19 protein-coding genes, 2 pseudogenes and 1 riboswitch are annotated in these 15027 nt (G+C 43.9%); of the genes and pseudogenes, 13 read left to right on the forward strand and 8 right to left on the reverse strand.

Annotated features, from left to right (window positions below):
• Position 1 precedes the first annotated feature (1 nt).
• Complete coding sequence (locus tag JCM19039_RS06735; protein WP_042425288.1) at positions 2-685, reverse strand: AzlC family ABC transporter permease; 684 nt, start codon at positions 683-685, stop codon at positions 2-4.
• 112 nt (positions 686-797) lie between these two features.
• On the opposite strand from JCM19039_RS06735, the gene JCM19039_RS06740 reads away from it, so the two are divergent.
• Genes JCM19039_RS06740 through JCM19039_RS06745 form a run of 3 tightly spaced genes read left to right on the forward strand, consistent with a single transcriptional unit; the run spans position 798 to position 1601 of the window.
• Entirely contained in the window at positions 798-1202 is a 405-nt protein-coding gene (locus JCM19039_RS06740; RefSeq protein WP_238544954.1) for a helix-turn-helix domain-containing protein, read from the forward strand.
• On the forward strand, positions 1202-1357 hold the full coding sequence (locus JCM19039_RS25280) for a hypothetical protein (RefSeq protein ID WP_238544955.1): 156 nt from the start codon (positions 1202-1204) through the stop codon (positions 1355-1357). Before JCM19039_RS06740 ends, JCM19039_RS25280 begins: the two co-directional genes overlap by 1 nt.
• 31 nt (positions 1358-1388) lie before the next feature.
• Positions 1389-1601 carry a hypothetical protein gene (locus JCM19039_RS06745; RefSeq protein ID WP_042425291.1) on the forward strand — a complete coding sequence of 71 codons (213 nt, stop codon included), beginning with the start codon at positions 1389-1391 and terminating at the stop codon, positions 1599-1601.
• Between the two features lie 43 nt (positions 1602-1644).
• Here JCM19039_RS06745 and JCM19039_RS06750 read toward each other — a convergent pair whose 3' ends face one another.
• The 3 genes and pseudogenes from JCM19039_RS06750 to JCM19039_RS27850 form a co-directional block, all read right to left on the reverse strand.
• A complete protein-coding gene (locus JCM19039_RS06750; RefSeq protein ID WP_042425294.1) occupies positions 1645-2370 on the reverse strand; it encodes a (S)-benzoin forming benzil reductase in 726 nt (241 codons plus the stop codon).
• Complete coding sequence (locus tag JCM19039_RS06755; protein ID WP_042425296.1) at positions 2367-3026, reverse strand: DUF4328 domain-containing protein; 660 nt, start codon at positions 3024-3026, stop codon at positions 2367-2369. The genes JCM19039_RS06750 and JCM19039_RS06755 overlap by 4 nt, the downstream gene beginning before the upstream one ends.
• A 150-nt stretch (positions 3027-3176) precedes the next feature.
• Positions 3177-4630, reverse strand: a pseudogene (locus tag JCM19039_RS27850) (spore germination protein).
• A 134-nt stretch (positions 4631-4764) separates the two neighbouring features.
• Positions 4765-4930: riboswitch (M-box (ykoK) riboswitch) on the forward strand.
• A 244-nt stretch (positions 4931-5174) separates the two neighbouring features.
• Between JCM19039_RS27850 and mgtE the strand changes: the two are divergent.
• The 4 genes from mgtE to JCM19039_RS06780 all read left to right on the forward strand — a co-directional run bounded on the left by mgtE (position 5175) and on the right by JCM19039_RS06780 (position 8660).
• The gene (gene mgtE, locus JCM19039_RS06765; protein WP_042425299.1) at positions 5175-6539 is read left to right on the forward strand and encodes a magnesium transporter; all 1365 of its coding nucleotides are present in this window, start codon (positions 5175-5177) and stop codon (positions 6537-6539) included.
• 154 nt (positions 6540-6693) lie between these two features.
• Positions 6694-7899 (forward strand): PLP-dependent aminotransferase family protein, encoded by a 1206-nt coding sequence (locus JCM19039_RS06770; protein ID WP_042425302.1) that lies wholly within the window; start codon positions 6694-6696, stop codon positions 7897-7899.
• Between the two features lie 24 nt (positions 7900-7923).
• A complete protein-coding gene (locus JCM19039_RS06775; protein ID WP_042425306.1) occupies positions 7924-8181 on the forward strand; it encodes a hypothetical protein in 258 nt (85 codons plus the stop codon).
• A complete protein-coding gene (locus JCM19039_RS06780; RefSeq protein WP_042425310.1) occupies positions 8178-8660 on the forward strand; it encodes a TIGR02206 family membrane protein in 483 nt (160 codons plus the stop codon). Before JCM19039_RS06775 ends, JCM19039_RS06780 begins: the two co-directional genes overlap by 4 nt.
• Here JCM19039_RS06780 and JCM19039_RS06785 read toward each other — a convergent pair.
• Positions 8618-8995: a hypothetical protein gene (locus JCM19039_RS06785; RefSeq protein ID WP_042425313.1), complete on the reverse strand. Its 378-nt coding sequence runs from the start codon at positions 8993-8995 to the stop codon at positions 8618-8620. The genes JCM19039_RS06780 and JCM19039_RS06785 overlap by 43 nt on opposite strands.
• A 244-nt stretch (positions 8996-9239) precedes the next feature.
• Here JCM19039_RS06785 and JCM19039_RS06790 point away from each other — a divergent pair, with 244 nt between their 5' ends.
• The 5 genes from JCM19039_RS06790 to JCM19039_RS06805 all read left to right on the forward strand — a co-directional run bounded on the left by JCM19039_RS06790 (position 9240) and on the right by JCM19039_RS06805 (position 12163).
• The gene (locus JCM19039_RS06790; protein WP_042403328.1) at positions 9240-9557 is read left to right on the forward strand and encodes an IDEAL domain-containing protein; all 318 of its coding nucleotides are present in this window, start codon (positions 9240-9242) and stop codon (positions 9555-9557) included.
• An 86-nt stretch (positions 9558-9643) separates the two neighbouring features.
• A complete protein-coding gene (dcd, locus tag JCM19039_RS06795; RefSeq protein ID WP_042425316.1) occupies positions 9644-10174 on the forward strand; it encodes a dCTP deaminase in 531 nt (176 codons plus the stop codon).
• A gap of 62 nt (positions 10175-10236) precedes the next feature.
• On the forward strand, positions 10237-11055 hold the full coding sequence (locus JCM19039_RS26385) for a dihydroorotase family protein (RefSeq protein ID WP_255343636.1): 819 nt from the start codon (positions 10237-10239) through the stop codon (positions 11053-11055).
• Positions 11022-11639 (forward strand): dihydroorotase family protein, encoded by a 618-nt coding sequence (locus JCM19039_RS26390; RefSeq protein WP_255343637.1) that lies wholly within the window; start codon positions 11022-11024, stop codon positions 11637-11639. Before JCM19039_RS26385 ends, JCM19039_RS26390 begins: the two co-directional genes overlap by 34 nt.
• Positions 11636-12163: a nitroreductase family protein gene (locus JCM19039_RS06805; RefSeq protein ID WP_238544956.1), complete on the forward strand. Its 528-nt coding sequence runs from the start codon at positions 11636-11638 to the stop codon at positions 12161-12163. The genes JCM19039_RS26390 and JCM19039_RS06805 overlap by 4 nt, the downstream gene beginning before the upstream one ends.
• Before the next feature lie 230 nt (positions 12164-12393).
• On the opposite strand, the gene fabG is transcribed toward JCM19039_RS06805, so the two are convergent.
• The 3 genes and pseudogenes from fabG to phaQ form a co-directional block, all read right to left on the reverse strand.
• Positions 12394-13134, reverse strand: a complete 741-nt coding sequence (fabG, locus tag JCM19039_RS06810; RefSeq protein WP_042425319.1) for a 3-oxoacyl-[acyl-carrier-protein] reductase — start codon at positions 13132-13134, stop codon at positions 12394-12396.
• 121 nt (positions 13135-13255) lie between these two features.
• Positions 13256-13807, reverse strand: a complete 552-nt coding sequence (locus tag JCM19039_RS06815) for a hypothetical protein (protein ID WP_042425321.1) — start codon at positions 13805-13807, stop codon at positions 13256-13258.
• Positions 13808-13904: 97 nt separating this feature from the next.
• A pseudogene (gene phaQ / locus JCM19039_RS06820) lies at positions 13905-14258 on the reverse strand (poly-beta-hydroxybutyrate-responsive repressor); the annotation flags it as partial.
• Positions 14259-14572: 314 nt separating this feature from the next.
• Here phaQ and JCM19039_RS06825 point away from each other — a divergent pair.
• A complete protein-coding gene (locus JCM19039_RS06825; RefSeq protein WP_042425326.1) occupies positions 14573-15013 on the forward strand; it encodes a hypothetical protein in 441 nt (146 codons plus the stop codon).
• Positions 15014-15027 lie beyond the last annotated feature (14 nt).

Below are 15027 nucleotides of genomic sequence, written 5' to 3' on the forward strand. Positions count from 1 at the left end.
ATCAGTGTCCTCCTTTGTTGAGCATCACGCCTGCGAATGGGGCGACAAGACCGGTAACGACAATCGTAAACTCATTTCCAGGTGCGGTGACTTCCATGCTCGTGGCGATGATGAGTGCACAAATCGCCGTCGTAATCGATGCTTTTTCTTTTAACGATGGTGCAAGTAATGCTGCGAACGTTACTGGGAACGCGAGGTCGAGCCCGAATTGTAACGGATCAACTTGATCCCCAATGAGTGCACCAAATAGCGTGGCGATGATCCAACTCATGTAAAAAAATAAGGCAACAGTCGCAAAATATACAGGAGCAGGTCCGTCTCGTTTAAACTTCTGTGTACCGAGGACAAAGGATTCATCAGAGACGCCAAACGCGAGTAAAAAGCGCCATTTCTTCTTTACATTTCGGAGTCCTTTTGAAAGGGTTGCTCCGTAAAGAAGGTTTCTAAGATTCAGTAAAGTTGCGGCGGTAAGAATGCTTAACAGCGAAGCGCCTGAGGCGATCATCGCTACCGATGCGAGTTGTACCGTTCCTGAAAATACAAACACACTCATCATTACGCTTTGGAAAACGGTGAAATCTGCTTGAATGGCAAGCATCCCGAATGAAAGGCCGTATGCACCAATGGCGATCGCTAAAGGAAAAGCATCGATGCACCCTTGTTTAATGGCCAGTTTGTCAATCATTCTACCACCTCTTGGTATATTATAATAATATATAAGTTTATTAAAGTATACCAGTAAGTGACGGTGTGGTACAATAACGAAAACCGATATAGTGAGTAATTTAGGAGGAATTATGGATCATCAACGGAAACAGATTCCTGTCCAAAGGTTAGGTGAAAATTTACGAAGCATTCGTTTGGCAAAGGAAATGAGCATTGAAGCGATGGCCAAACAATTCGGTGTAAGTAAGTTGACTTTGCTGAAGATTGAGCAAGGAGAAGGGAACCCTACCCTTGCTGTCATTTGGAAAATTGCCGATGCTTTAGACATTCCGATATCGTCTCTCTTATCTGTCGATTCAGACGTTGAGATTGCTAGAAGGGGTGAGGGATGGTACTTTCTAGTGGGAATGAACATTTTCGCGCCGAGCCTTTGTTCCAAACAAATGGCATTGAGATGTACCGAGCTTATTTGCAAGCGAATGCGGTGTATCAATCTGACCCTCATCGCACGGGCGTTGTTGAATACGTCACCGTAATGGAGGGAACATTGAAGATTAGTGTACAAGACCATGAATACGAACTCGACTCTTATGATACAATTCGTTTCATGGGCAATTCGCCGCATACATATATAAACCCTACAAATGCATGCACGGTTTTGCATTTTGTCATCGCCCACCGGTTGACATAAAGGTGGAGGGATTGATTGGAGGAACGATCGTTTGAAGTGGGTAGTGTTATTTTTAGTGATGAACGTTTTTTCGTTAGACGGTAGTTTTATGGAATTGGTCGCTGAACCTCAAGATGAGGATGAAAACGAAATTCCTTACCTCGTTATGATTACGAGTTCGATGATTGGCGCGCTAGTCTTTGCTGGCGTTACCGTCTATTTCTTAAAACGTAATGATCGTAAAAACCGAAATGATGGAGAGTAACAAAAAGCGAGAAGGCCTTAAGTGGTCTTCTCGCTTTTTATATTTAGAGGTAATCACGAATACTTAGAAGGGCTCCGTTTTCAAGGTCGTCTTTGAGTAACGAGTGAACGATCGTTCCGCTTATTGTCTCTGGCTTTGCAAGGTCTCCATTTGCTTTATACGATTTGAATGTATCCACATGTTTGAAACTATCTTCACTTGAGCTGCGTATCGTTTCTTGCATACCCGTATCAATGATTCCTGGAGCGAGGGACAGAAAGAGCACAGGGTTGTTTTCTTCGCTCTGTTCTGCAGCCGCGGTTCTCGTAAACATATCCAGGCCAGCTTTGCCACTACAATAAGCACTCCACCCTTCCATCGGGCTTCTCCCGGCACCAGAGCTAATGTTCAAAACGGTTTTCTTTACGTTAAGGTGTTGACTCTTCTGTAAGAATAAGCTTGATGTTGCCATCGGTGCGGTTAAGTTCAAGGTTACGCTTTTTTCCAAGGAGGCAGGTGTGTTCTCAATGACCGTACCGACAGGCTCCACCATCCCTGCATTATTAATGAGAATGAGTTCTGTACAAGAGGCATCGATTTGTTCAAAGATCGCAGTGAACGTGTCTTTGAGTGCGTCTACTTTCGTAAGGTCAATCTCATAATGGTGTCCGCCCTTCACTTGCATGATTGACCGTGAAAGCGCATGAACGACGGCGTTTTCAGCTAGATATTCATCAGTCAGTGCGAGCCCTAAGCCTTTGGAAGCGCCTGTAATAATGACATGTTTCATGTGCTTTCCTCCTCAATGATTGCTTCTTGTTGCCGGGTGAGCATATTGACGACGAGCACCGCCAACACACCCGCAATTGTAAGCGTGAATTCTGAAATGCTTGTAGACAGTGCATCATTGCGTAACATGCCAACTGTCGCGTCTTCTGTTACAAAAAAACCAGTCGTCATGGACACGAGCAAAGAGAATAAAAAGAACATCCACCAACTGATCACGAGCGCTGACTTTTTTCTTTCTTTGTGTCCAAACCGTTGCACCGATTGTTTCTTTGATAAGTCAAGAAACGAGAGCAATGGCAAAAAGAAGTTCATGAATGGGATAATAAAGAAACTAACAACCCATCCAGGGTTATTGAGCGAATCGTCTTTAAGTACTGAACTTGCACCGTCAAAAAGTCGATACGTCCATATTAAAAAAACGACAGCGGTAATGAGAAAAAACAACAGTCGCGGCATAAACGCCCCAATACTAATTTGCCCGAGCAATTGTCTTGTTTCAGCAGGGATCTCCTCCGTGCTGGCCGTTGCAGGCATGTCCAACAGCGTCATATATTCATAGATGCTGGCAATGGCGACACCGAATGCTGAAATCGTCGTTAGCAGTAAGAAAACAATGAGCCATTTTCGACTCCGTTCAATTCTTTGTTGTTGTTTCATAGATTATGTACAGCCTCATTTCTACGTATTCCTTCTTTAATATAGCAGAATACCACTTCTTCTGTCAGCTTTCACGAAGAATGGTAATCATGTCTTTATGAGAATGTCTCGCTTGCATCATTTGAGCGATGCAAGCGAGCGTCGGTAACATTACGGCTGTCTTTTTTTGTCGATGGGATGAACGATCGAGGGCCGATTATTTTTGTACGGTTGAGGGATTCTTAAGATAAAATCCGCAGCTGCCCGCGCGTTAAAGGGGAGAAACGGCCACATGTATGGAGTATTTAACGTTTTTGTTTTTACGAGTGTCAAAAAGAAGGCCATTAGAGCAATGAAAAAACCGATCGGACCAAAAAAACCTACGCTTAGAATTAACCCGAGGCGAATGAGACGGTTGCATAGCCCCATCTCATAACTAGGTGTCGCATAGCCAGCCATAGCAACAACCGCTGTGTAAAGTACGATTTCACTTGTAAACACCCCGACTTCAATTGCAATTTCACTAATAAGAATGGCGGCGACAAGACCGAGGGCGGTTGCGAGTGCGTTTGGCGTGTGTATCGCTGCCATGCGAAGAATCTCGAGTCCGAATTCTGCAATAAGGATTTGCACGAATACAGGTACACTAAACGACTCACTTATGCCAATAAAACTAAGAGCCTCAGGAACGAGCGCTTCATTCTCCTCCAATAAAAACCAAACTGGCAATAAAAAGATGGATACAAAAACCGCAACGAGTCTTACCCATCTTAGGAAAGCACCGACAATCGGTTCTTGACGATACTCCTCAGCATGTTGCATATGATGCCAGTAAGTCGTAGGGAAAATCATGACACTTGGCGAGCCGTCGGTAATAATAATGACGTGTCCCTCCAGTAGGTGGGAGGCTACCGTATCCGGACGCTCGGTGTAACGAACTCGTGGATAAGGTGACATCATCTTTTTAAATAGAAATTCTTCAAGTGTTTTCTCTCCCATCGTTAAGCCGTCGATCTTGATCCCCTTTAGCTTTTTCTTAAGCCTACGAATGAGTTCAGGTCGGCAATCGAGCCAATATAGCCAATCACGATATCGGTTTTAGATCTTCTTCCGATTTGTAAGTACTCCATCATTAAAGAAGGGTCGCGTAATCTACGGCGAATGAGTGCGCTATTGAAGACAAGTGTTTCCACGAACCCATCCCGTGGACCGCGTACGACTCGCTCCAAGTCAGGTTCTTCAGGCGAGCGAATCGGATACTCTCTCGCGTCGATGAGCAATAACTCATCGCAATCTTCAACAACGAGCGCAGACTGACCGGCTAATACCATTGTTGCGATTTCTTTTATTTCTTGGCTGCGTTCAATTTCTGCATTAGGAATCATACGCTGTTGCAGAATGGAGAGGGGGTCTTTTTTTAGTTGATCTTTTTCCAGTCTCGATAGGTTTTCGAGCATATGAATGATGGACAGATCATTCCCGAAGCCGTCAACGAGAAAAAGGCAAAGGCGGACGCCTCCAGATTGAAACTCGTGTTTAATGATGTCGAAGTTTTTATCAACGTTCAATTCTTTCGTTAACAGTTCTGTATTCTCTTCATAACGATCTGAAAGCGTACGCTTCATCTGTTTTGCTCACTCCTTTACGTCACGGTTATTATGTTCGAAGCCGCGAATCGTCATGCATGGATGCAAGCGTTCGAGTATAATGGTTGACAGAACAGATAGACGGCTGTATAGTCGTAGACGAAATCAAAACGAATATACCTCGTTAGGTGAGGCTCCTGTACGGAGATACGCTGCTGCCCAAAAATGTCCAAAGACGCCAATGGGTGAACAGAGATTATCGAGATAAGGTACTCTTTAATGTAGCTGGCATTCATGCCTATGCCGTACAGTGCTAAAGCTCTACGACGGAGACGATATGAGCGAAAGAAGCTTCTGTGATACAGGTAGCTTTGTTTTTAGTGAGCCGTCTTCTCGTAGACGGCTCTTTTTTCGTATGGGCGTAGTGACGCCGAGCCACAATAACAAGAGGTAACACGGGAGGTGAGGGACGACATGGATCCCAGTTTGAGTACAGACGAATATGATAGGTGCAAGCCGGTAAATTGGAGAGCTGTCCCTCATCAAAAGGTGAGGATTGACGGCTGAACAGGAGGAGTAAGCGATGGTAAAACTAAACGAAGAAACACGCGCAGCCTACAGCCGTTATTTACTTGAGTTATTAGAACAAGATCAAACAACTGTTTTTCGCTTAAAATTTCTTGACCTGCACCCTGTTGATCAAGTGGAAGTTTTTCAGCAGTTGGATGAAACGGCGAAAGAGAAGTTTTATACGCTCATGACGCCTTCGGAATTGGCCGATATTTTTGAGGAGTTAGAGCTTGAAGAGCAAAAAGAGGTCGCAAGCAATTGGGAAGACAGTGCGATGGGTGATGTCTTCAACCATATGAATGCTGATGATGTCGCCGATTTCTTAGGTGAATTACACGAAGATCAGCGTGAAGGCATCCTTACATCCATGGACGATGAAGATGCTGAAGATGTAAAAGAATTATTAACGTATGAAGAAGAAACCGCCGGTGCCATCATGACGAAAGAAATTGTCAGCTTGCATGAAACAGAGCAAGTGAGCACCGTGCTTGAGCGTTTAAGAAATGAAGCCCCTGACGCTGAAATGATCTATTATTTATATGTCGTTGATGAGGCTGAAAAGCTGACAGGTGTTGTTTCCTTACGTGACTTGATGGTCGCTTCTCTCGATGCAACGATCGGGGAAGTGATGAGCAAGAGGGTCGTTTCTGTCCATGTTAATGAAGATCAAGAGGACGTCGCACAACTCATTAAGAAATATGATTTCTTAGCTGTACCTGTTATTTCTAATACCGAGGTATTGCTTGGAATTGTCACTGTCGATGATGTGATGGATGTTCTTGAAGAAGAAGCGACGGAAGACCTTGCCGAATTCTCTGCCACGAGAGGGGCAACAGACGTAAACATTTCTGCATTTCAAGCGGCAAAAAAGCGTGCACCTTGGATTGTTCTACTCATGTTATTTGGAATGCTAACCGCAGGTATTATCGGTTCATTTGAAGAAACGTTGGAGCAAGTCGTGTTACTCTCAGCCTTTATTCCGATGTTAATGGGCTCTGCAGGAAACGTCGGTACGCAGTCTCTTGCGATCGTTGTTCGTGGCTTGGCACTCGGCAACTTCGAGAAGAAAGGTCTCGTACGTGCACTCGGGCGTGAGTTCGGAACAGGCTTGTTAATTGGGATTACCTGTGCGCTTGTGCTCTTAATTATTATCCCGTTCTTTTTCGATGATAGCCTTTATCTAGCTGGAATTGTTGGTGTTTCCTTACTCATTTCTCTTGCAATGGCTGCGGTGGTAGGTTCGGTTGTTCCGCTTATCATTAACAAATTTAAGCTCGATCCAGCCATTGCATCCGGTCCGTTTATTACGACATTTAATGATATTGTGTCCATTACGATTTATTTCTCAATCGCAACGACATTACTTCAATTCTTATAGCAATCATTCACGTGCAGGGAGGCTCCCTGCACGTTTTTTGGTGGCTGACAACGGTGTGAATCGATTGACTTTTTTGTGAAATGAGCTAAAATAGAAGGACTTTTATAAACATTTCGTGAAAGACATAGGAGAACACAACTAAGGAGAGACGGAGATGAAATACGCATTTGCTAAACGTGTAAGACACCTACAGTCATCAGCAGTGAGGGACATTTTGAAAATTGTCAACCAAGGCAATGTCATATCGTTTGCGGGAGGGCTGCCAGATGATGATCTTTTTCCAGTAGCAGCGATTGAGGATGCCTTTTCCAGAGCATTATCTAAAGGAAAGAAGGCGATGCAGTATGGGGAGACTGAAGGGTATTTTCCCCTTCGGGAAGTAATCATTGAACGGATGAAAAACAAGGGAATACAAGGGTTTACGCCCGAACATGTATTGCTTACAACAGGCTCGCAACAAGCCATCGATTTGTTTTCACGAATAATGATTGGTCCAGGGGATGTTATCTTCACTGAAGAACCGACGTATTTGGCCGCTTTACAAGTATTTCAATCGTATGAAGCGAAGATCGTACCGATTCGCTGCGATGCGAATGGTATGGACTTAGATGATCTACAAGAAAAAGCGAAAGTATACCGACCGAAAGTCGTTTACGTCGTTCCAACGTTTTCAAACCCTAGTGGTAGAGTTTGGAGTTTGGAACGCAGAGAAGCGTTAGTTCGACTTGCTCACAAGCAGAATTTTATCGTGTTTGAAGACGACCCTTACGGAGATATTCAATATCATGATGCGGGTTACACGCCGATGGCTGCTTTGGATGATGGTTCTCACGTTGTGTACACGAGCACTTTCTCAAAGACAGCCGTTCCAGCACTACGTACGGGTTGGATTGTAGGTCCCTACCAAATTATTCGCATGATGGCGCAAGCAAAGCAAGCCAATGATTTGCATTCGAATTCGTTAGCCCATCAAGCGTTGTATGAGCTATGTATGAACTTTGATTTAGATGCCCATATTCAAAAAATTAGTGACCTGTATGGACATCGCAAAAACGTAATGGTCGATGCCATTCGTTCATCTGGATTAAAGACAGCGGAATTTGTTGATCCTGAAGGTGGCATGTTTCTTTGGTTGGAAGTAGACCCGCGTATTAACACCGATTCCTTATTAAAGGAGGCTGTTCGTCGCGGTATTGCCTACGTGCCTGGTGCGCCGTTTTATGCGGGCACGCCTCAATACAATACACTTCGGCTTAATTATACACATGCAACTGATGAACAGATCGGGAAAGGAATGCAAATTATGACGGATCTGTTTGCTCAAGTAGAGGAGGAGGAAGATCTGCAGATTAAAGTCTAGTTCCCTAGATGTGGAGGTTCTAAGGTGTCCTTATTTTCCTATTCACAACCCAGTCCGGACTTTGTTTTGTTCGGTCCTGCACACCTTGCCGTTTTTGGCGTGCTTATTCTCGTTTGTGTAATAATCGCTGTTTTTCGGCGTGCCATTCGTAGTCGCCCGACTGTCGATGCAAGTTTTCGCTACGTTCTCGTTTCGCTGTTTGTTCTACTTGAGGCCGTCTATCAGATGTGGTACGTCGTGAATGGCGTGTGGGGTGCGCACTTTGCTTTGCCCTTCATTTGAGTAGTATTACGTGGATTACAGCTGTGGTGATGCTTCTTACAAAAGGGCAGCGCTGGTTTGAAATTACATTTTTTGCTGGAGTCGGAAGTGCTCTCTTAACCTTAGTTACACCTGATGTTGGGAACTTTGGATTTCCGCACTTTCGATTTTTTCATTTCTTCTCCACACATGCGCTCGTCATTGTTGCGGTCGTGTATATGCTTTTCGTGCATAGAAAGCATGTTTTTCTTCGATCTGTATTTCGAGTGTGGGTGTATTTAAACGTGTATGCAGCAGGTGTGTTTATGGTGAACTGGTTTGTTCCGTACGCCAATTACATGTACTTGATGGAGAAACCTCCAAGTCCGTCACCTTTTGATTGGTTTGGGCCATGGCCATATTACATTTTTGTGCTTCAAGCGGTGTCACTTGTCGTCTTTTTAATCATGTATGGCGTTTACAAGTTGTTAAAGAAATCCGGTTCGACCCGTTCGCCGTGAAGATAGCGTTCCATGCAGGCGCTCGTCTGTCGCTTTAGGTTCGTGTTCACATAGCGATTTTGTCCTTCGTAGCGTCCGCAAACGTAACCATATTCGGAAAATGTCGAGTCACTGTCAATTTTGTAGACGCGAATCGATCGGGTTTGTTGTTCTTGCTTTAATGTTCGTAAATCTTCATGCACAAGTGCCAGTGCTTCATCAATAAGCGTCAAGTAGGGCTCGTGCAAGCTTAGAGACTGCTCTGCCTGAATGCGAGAGCGTTGAAAAGATTTGCGTACGAGCGGCAAAATAACCGCATAATGAATCAGCGTTAGCTCATCCTTAGTGACAGGCATCATCGCACCTCCTGAACCGAGTATATGCTCAGTATACGAATGCGTGTTCGTATTTACAACAAGAAAATGCAGGAAGAAGAAAAAAAGCATTCGGTTGATCGGAATGTTCTCTTAAAGAATTTAATAAGATACTAGAAACGTTTTTCAATGAACGTTTGGAATTGTCAAAATTCGGGTATTGACTCTCAAGGACGAACGCTTCATAATACGTAAATAATACGATGAGTTATGGGAGGGAGCAGCAATGGCAGGTTCAACTTACGAGAATGAACTCTTTGAGAAACTGAAAATGATCCGTCAGGGGTACAGGGCACCTAGACAAGTGTTACAGTCGCTATACGCACGTATGATGTTGGAGTATTCTGTATATGAGTTTACAAAGGCTCGCTATGAACGACTCATTGATGAAGCTCTCGATCAAAAAGATGAAGACGCTTTTACGACACTCACAACAAAGTATAATGAATGGATTGTTAAATATCAGACAGGGAACACAATATCCGAGCATGGGTATGAATTAGAATGTAATTTCGAAGACGGGAAACCTCCAATCAGTGGCTGATTTTTCAGCTGCTGGTTTTTTGTTTTTCGCGTCAATATCTAGTATACTAATAACAGAAGAAGTGTCCTCAGGAGGTATAGAATCCGTTGATTTTATCAGATACAACCATTAAGAATATGATGGCTCAACAAGAACTAATGATTGAGCCCATTGACGATGCGCAAATTCAGCCTGCGTCGGTCGATATCCGTCTTGGAAATCATTATTTGAAGATTGATGAGAATGCGATTGAATCGATCTCTTTAGATACCCCCGCGCAATATGTTGAATTTGAAGCAGACGAAGTAATTATCCCCCCGAATTCATTTTTACTCGCAACAACTCGAGAGTACATAAAGCTCCCGAATGACTTAACTGCGTTTGTTGAAGGGAGAAGTTCGATCGGTAGAATGGGATTGTTTATCCAAAATGCAGGATGGGTGGACCCTGGCTTTGAGGGGGAGATCACGCTAGAGTTGTTCAATGCAAACCGTTTGCCCATTCGCCTCATCTCAGGGCGAAGAATTGCACAACTCGTATTTGCTCGCATGGACCAGAATGCAGCGTCTCCATACGACGGGAAGTATCAGAAACAAAGAAAAGCCGTCGGAAGCCGTGTTTACAAAGATATTAACTAAAAAGAATGGCCGCTTCTTGATGAAGCGGTTTTTCTTAAATATGACAGAATGGGGACGAGAATATGTATGATGTACGCATTGAAAACGGCCTGATCGTCACCGGAAACGAAACTTTTCCGGGAACGATTTACATAAGTGATAAGAAGATTGCGGCAGTCACAAGTCCAAATGATGTGCGAGAAGCGGGAGAAGTCATTGATGCTACAGGTCATCACGTACTTCCAGGACTCATTGATACACACGTTCACTCCAGAGATCCAGGGCCGACGCATAAAGAGGACTTCTTCACTTCTACACAAGCTGCAGCAGCAGGTGGCATTACAACACTGTTTGAAATGCCGAACACAACCCCACCGGTAAAAGATGCACCGACATTTGACGCGCAAGTAGAGAACCTCACGGGTAAAGCAATCATTAACTTTGGTTTGTGGGGGATTTGCCTCGGACCGCTAAACCGTGAACAAATTCCAGACATGCATGAAAAAGGTGTAATTGGATTTAAATACTTTTGGGGTTACGGCATTCATCAGGAGACGTATCAGCTTCTCTACAATGTTGATGATGCGGATGAGTCGATTATCCAGCCGTTTGATGACGGCGAAGTGTATCAAATGATGAAAGAAACCGAAAAAACGGGACAAGTGTTTGCCGTACACGCGGAGAACCATGAGTTAATACGGCAGTTAAGCGAAGAGAAAGACCCTGAAGATGAATCATACGACGCATTGCTTCGGTCCAGACCAGCAGTTGCAGAAACGCTCACTGTTGATACAGGCATTACACTTGCCAAGGAGAGCGGGTTCATTTTCATGTTTTGCACGTATCGGCGAAAGAAAGTGTCGAGTCGGTGCGAAGAGCACAAGCAAACGGGCAACATGTGACTGTAGAAACATGTCCTCACTATTTGTTTTTGACGAATGAAGATTATGAATCGGTAGGACGAGATATGAAAATCTTTCCTCTCGTTAAAGAGCAGAAAGATCAAGACGCCATTTGGGCGGGAATTCAAGACGGAACGATCACGGTCGTCTGTTCCGACCATGCTCCGCACACAGCGGAAGAGAAGTACGCAGGGAAACTGAGTGAAATTCCTGCAGGAATGTGTGGGGTGGAGACGTTAGCTCCACTCATGCTAAACGAAGTAAACACTGGACGGTTGACGATCAACCAAATCGTACAGCTTTTGAGCGAAAACCCAGCAAGGTTGTATGGCATTTCGGATCAAAAAGGCACTCTTCATCCAGGTACGGATGCCGATGTAACCATTGTTGATCTAAAGAAGACGAACATGATCCAAAAAGAGCACTTGCATAGCAAAAGCAAGATATCTGCTTACGACGGCCGTGAAATTACGGGCTGGCCGGTGCGCACGATTATTGGCGGAAAAACGGTAATGGCAGATGGAGAAATTGTAGACAGCACACCGGTCGGTACGCTCGTAACTCCGAGGAGGAATGCAAAATGAAAGACACAAGAGCACTTATCCAATCCCATCAATCCATCCGTAAATATGAAGATAAACGTGTAGACGATGCCATCATTGCCGACTTAATCGAATCCGCTCGTTGGGCACCAAGTTCTCACCATGTACAGGCATACACAATCATTCGGGTGACGGACCATGAGAAAAGAATAGCACTAAAAGATGTAGCAGGGGGACAACCGTGGGTGGAAACGGCTCCGGTATTTCTTGTTTTTACCGCAGACTGGCACAAACATAAGATTAATAATGAAAAATGGGAAGCGCCGATGCAGATGGAAGAGACCGAGAATGTGATTGTCGGAGCCGTGGACGTCGCATTGGCTGCACAAAACGTGTTGCTCACTGCACGTTCGTATGGACTTGGAGGTGTAATGATTGGTGGCATAAGAAATGACCTTCATGAAGTGGCGCGAATTCTGGAATTACCGTCGTACACATTTCCAGTCATGGGATTATGCCTCGGCTATCCAGATCAAGACCCAGGGCAAAAACCGAGTTCCTGTTGAGGTCGTACTTCATGAAGATCGTTATGAAGGATCCCGCATCCATGAAGGATTGGACCGATATGAGCAAGAGACGAGTGATTACTATAAAAGTAGGACCAACGGCAAACGTACCGAAGGTTGGGGAGAGAACATGGCGAACTATTTAAACAAGCCCCGACGTCAACAAGTGACAACCTTCCTAAAAGATCAAGGGTTCACATTGAAATAAGACACATGGCGGTCGTTACATCTTACAATGTAACGCCGCCATCAATACTTAAAATCGTGCCGGTGATGAACTTTGCGTCATCAGAAGCAAGAAAAGCATAGCCGTTCGCGACGTCTTCTGGACTGCCTAGTCGTTTTAACAAGGCGTTTTCTTTCATTTTATTTAGCACTTTTTCAGGCATTTTATCAACCATAGGTGTTGAGATAAACCCAGGAGCAATCGCGTTTACGCGAACATTATAGCGCGCCAGTTCCTTTGCCCACGTTTTCGTCATCCCGTTCACACCCCATTTACTTGCAGCATAATTGGATTGTCCGAAGTTGCCAAATGTACCGACGACTGAAGAGGCATTTAAGATGACGCCAGACTGCTTAGCTTTCATAATCTTCGCGGCTGCTTGAGCAACGATAAACACCCCTTTCAGGTTCACGTTCATTACTTGATCCCATTCGTCTTCCGTCATTTTAGTGAGCAGGGCGTCTTGAGTAATACCGGCATTATTAATAACGACGTCAACCGAGCCAAACCGCTCGAGCACACGTTCCATAAGATTGTTCACACTGTCATACTTGCACACATCGGTTTGCACACCAAGTACTTCAGCGCCTGTCTGTTCAAGTTCCTGTACAGCAGATCTCACATCAGCGGCGTTTAGGTCGGCGACCACTACTCGTGCCCCTTCATTGGCAAACTTTAAAGCGGTCGCTCTCCCAATTCCTCGTGCGCCTCCCGTAATAATCGTTGTTTTGTTTAATAGTTTCATAAGGTCGTACTCCTCCTATCGTTCAATAAAATAGTAAGCGTTTTCGAAAGTGGATGGCTGTCCGTTTATTGTGACGAAAAACGAGCATGAAGCACTGAGGTCTTCATGCTCGTTCATTTATTTATGCTTTGTAATAGTTGACAAGCAATTGGTGATTCTTCTCTGATACATCATAAAAGCCGTTTTGTGTCTTTTTCATTTGCTCTGTGAAATCATCAAAAAGAGGCTGAAGGTCTTCACGGTTCTTCTGTTGTTGCGACACGCTTTTCTTCATTGCATCATGCATTTGTTCTTGAGAGCGTGTAAACAATGTGAACATTTCACGATACGGCGTATACGTTAATTGTCCAACGCGATTCGCAACTTCTTCGAAACGTCCATTCCATTGTTCATACACACGTTTTGCTTCATCGCCACTCGTATTGGCAAGGTTTTCTTTTACTTGATCGTTCACTTCGTCAGCCCACGCTTTTTGCTCAGTTTGCACTTTATTCATGTTCGTTTGGAATGACTGCCACAAATCTTGTTGCTGTTCCATTGCGCGAAGCGTCAAGTTCTCTGCTTCCTTTTGCGTTGAATACACCATGTGCATGCTGTTTTTCCATGCATCCCATGTCGCATCAATGAACGTAGCAACAGGTTTCTCCGTTTGCTTTTTAGCCGTTGTAGCCATTATTTACTCCTCCTATAGAATTTCTCTGTATTGTGATGCAGGTCATCCTGCAGGGTCACTACTAATCGTCGTCGTTTTTTTGTCTAGGGGGAAAGATCATATTTGTATACATTGAAAAGAAGCGATCGAGCATTGATTGATATTGTTCCAATGAGTCTGCCCATAATGATAAATACTCTTCACCCGCGTCGGTGAGAGAATAGATTCGTTTAGCAGGGCCTCCCGCTGACGTGTCCCATTCCGATTTGATCATGTTGTCTTTTTCTAGTTGTCGTAATGTTCGATACACATTCCCTTGGTCTACAGAGCGCATCCCAAACTCTGAGAGTTGCTCAATAAGCTTGTAGCCGTGTAAATCCCAGCCACGAAGGCTTAGCAGTAACATGGGTACCATTAAATTCTTAGGTGCATTTGTTTTTACTTTGTCTTCTCGTTTGTCTTTTTCCGTCATGTGAACACCTACTCAATTAACTTTTTCACCTAAGTGTAATTTACACCTATATGAAAAATATGTCAAGAAGAATTGAGGAAATCGTTTGCAAAAGCAAAATGCTTATTTCTTTTTTTATAAAGGGATCGAAGGATTTGTGTCGAAAGTTATACGTACAAGAGGGTGTATGGATGCCTTAGGAATTGAAAACAATGATGTTATTTATAGGAGGTGACAATATCCGACAAATTATCCGAAAATAATTATAATTATAAATAGAAAGAAATTGATGGGAGATTTCCTCACGGAAGAGTTGAATTTAAGGAGGCAGGAGAATGGCGGATAAAAACGGATTTGATCCCTTTGACATGTGGAAGAACCTGTATCAACAGTACGATTCCTACTGGAGTGGCATTCTGGATGAGAAGATGAGAGAAGAGCAATTTTCAGAATGGATGGGCACAACGCTTGAAATGAATCTTTTGTACAAGAAAATGATGGATGAAACGATGAGTCGTTACTTGGAACAAGCGAATGTCCCAAGTGTTGATGATTTATCCAAGGTTTCTAAACTGATTATTAACGTTGATGAAAAAGTGGATCATCTGGATGATCAATTGCAAGATATGAACCTGACTGCAGTCAAGTCAGACATAAAACGGGAAATCACGAAACTTAAAACAGAAATGAAAGGGTTAGATGAAAAACTCGACACAATTTTAAAGCATGTGCAGTCCGGTGCAAGTGAAGCAGCAGCAACTTCAGGGAAATCCTAAACAACGTCCAATTT

The organism is Geomicrobium sp. JCM 19039 (assembly GCF_000698145.1).
Classification (GTDB): domain Bacteria; phylum Bacillota; class Bacilli; order Bacillales; family Marinococcaceae; genus Geomicrobium_A.

Coding starts and splice junctions, on each gene's coding strand:
- JCM19039_RS06815 (WP_042425321.1), bottom strand. CDS start 13,807: ATGGCTACAACGGCTAAAAAGCAAACGGAGAAACCTGTTGCTACGTTC.
- JCM19039_RS06750 (WP_042425294.1), bottom strand. CDS start 2,370: ATGAAACATGTCATTATTACAGGCGCTTCCAAAGGCTTAGGGCTCGCA.
- mgtE (WP_042425299.1), top strand. CDS start 5,175: ATGGTAAAACTAAACGAAGAAACACGCGCAGCCTACAGCCGTTATTTA.
- JCM19039_RS06825 (WP_042425326.1), top strand. CDS start 14,573: ATGGCGGATAAAAACGGATTTGATCCCTTTGACATGTGGAAGAACCTG.
- JCM19039_RS06755 (WP_042425296.1), bottom strand. CDS start 3,026: ATGAAACAACAACAAAGAATTGAACGGAGTCGAAAATGGCTCATTGTT.
- fabG (WP_042425319.1), bottom strand. CDS start 13,134: ATGAAACTATTAAACAAAACAACGATTATTACGGGAGGCGCACGAGGA.
- JCM19039_RS26385 (WP_255343636.1), top strand. CDS start 10,237: ATGTATGATGTACGCATTGAAAACGGCCTGATCGTCACCGGAAACGAA.
- JCM19039_RS06805 (WP_238544956.1), top strand. CDS start 11,636: ATGAAAGACACAAGAGCACTTATCCAATCCCATCAATCCATCCGTAAA.
- JCM19039_RS06790 (WP_042403328.1), top strand. CDS start 9,240: ATGGCAGGTTCAACTTACGAGAATGAACTCTTTGAGAAACTGAAAATG.
- JCM19039_RS25280 (WP_238544955.1), top strand. CDS start 1,202: ATGGAGGGAACATTGAAGATTAGTGTACAAGACCATGAATACGAACTC.
- JCM19039_RS06770 (WP_042425302.1), top strand. CDS start 6,694: ATGAAATACGCATTTGCTAAACGTGTAAGACACCTACAGTCATCAGCA.
- JCM19039_RS06785 (WP_042425313.1), bottom strand. CDS start 8,995: ATGCCTGTCACTAAGGATGAGCTAACGCTGATTCATTATGCGGTTATT.
- JCM19039_RS06740 (WP_238544954.1), top strand. CDS start 798: ATGGATCATCAACGGAAACAGATTCCTGTCCAAAGGTTAGGTGAAAAT.
- JCM19039_RS06735 (WP_042425288.1), bottom strand. CDS start 685: ATGATTGACAAACTGGCCATTAAACAAGGGTGCATCGATGCTTTTCCT.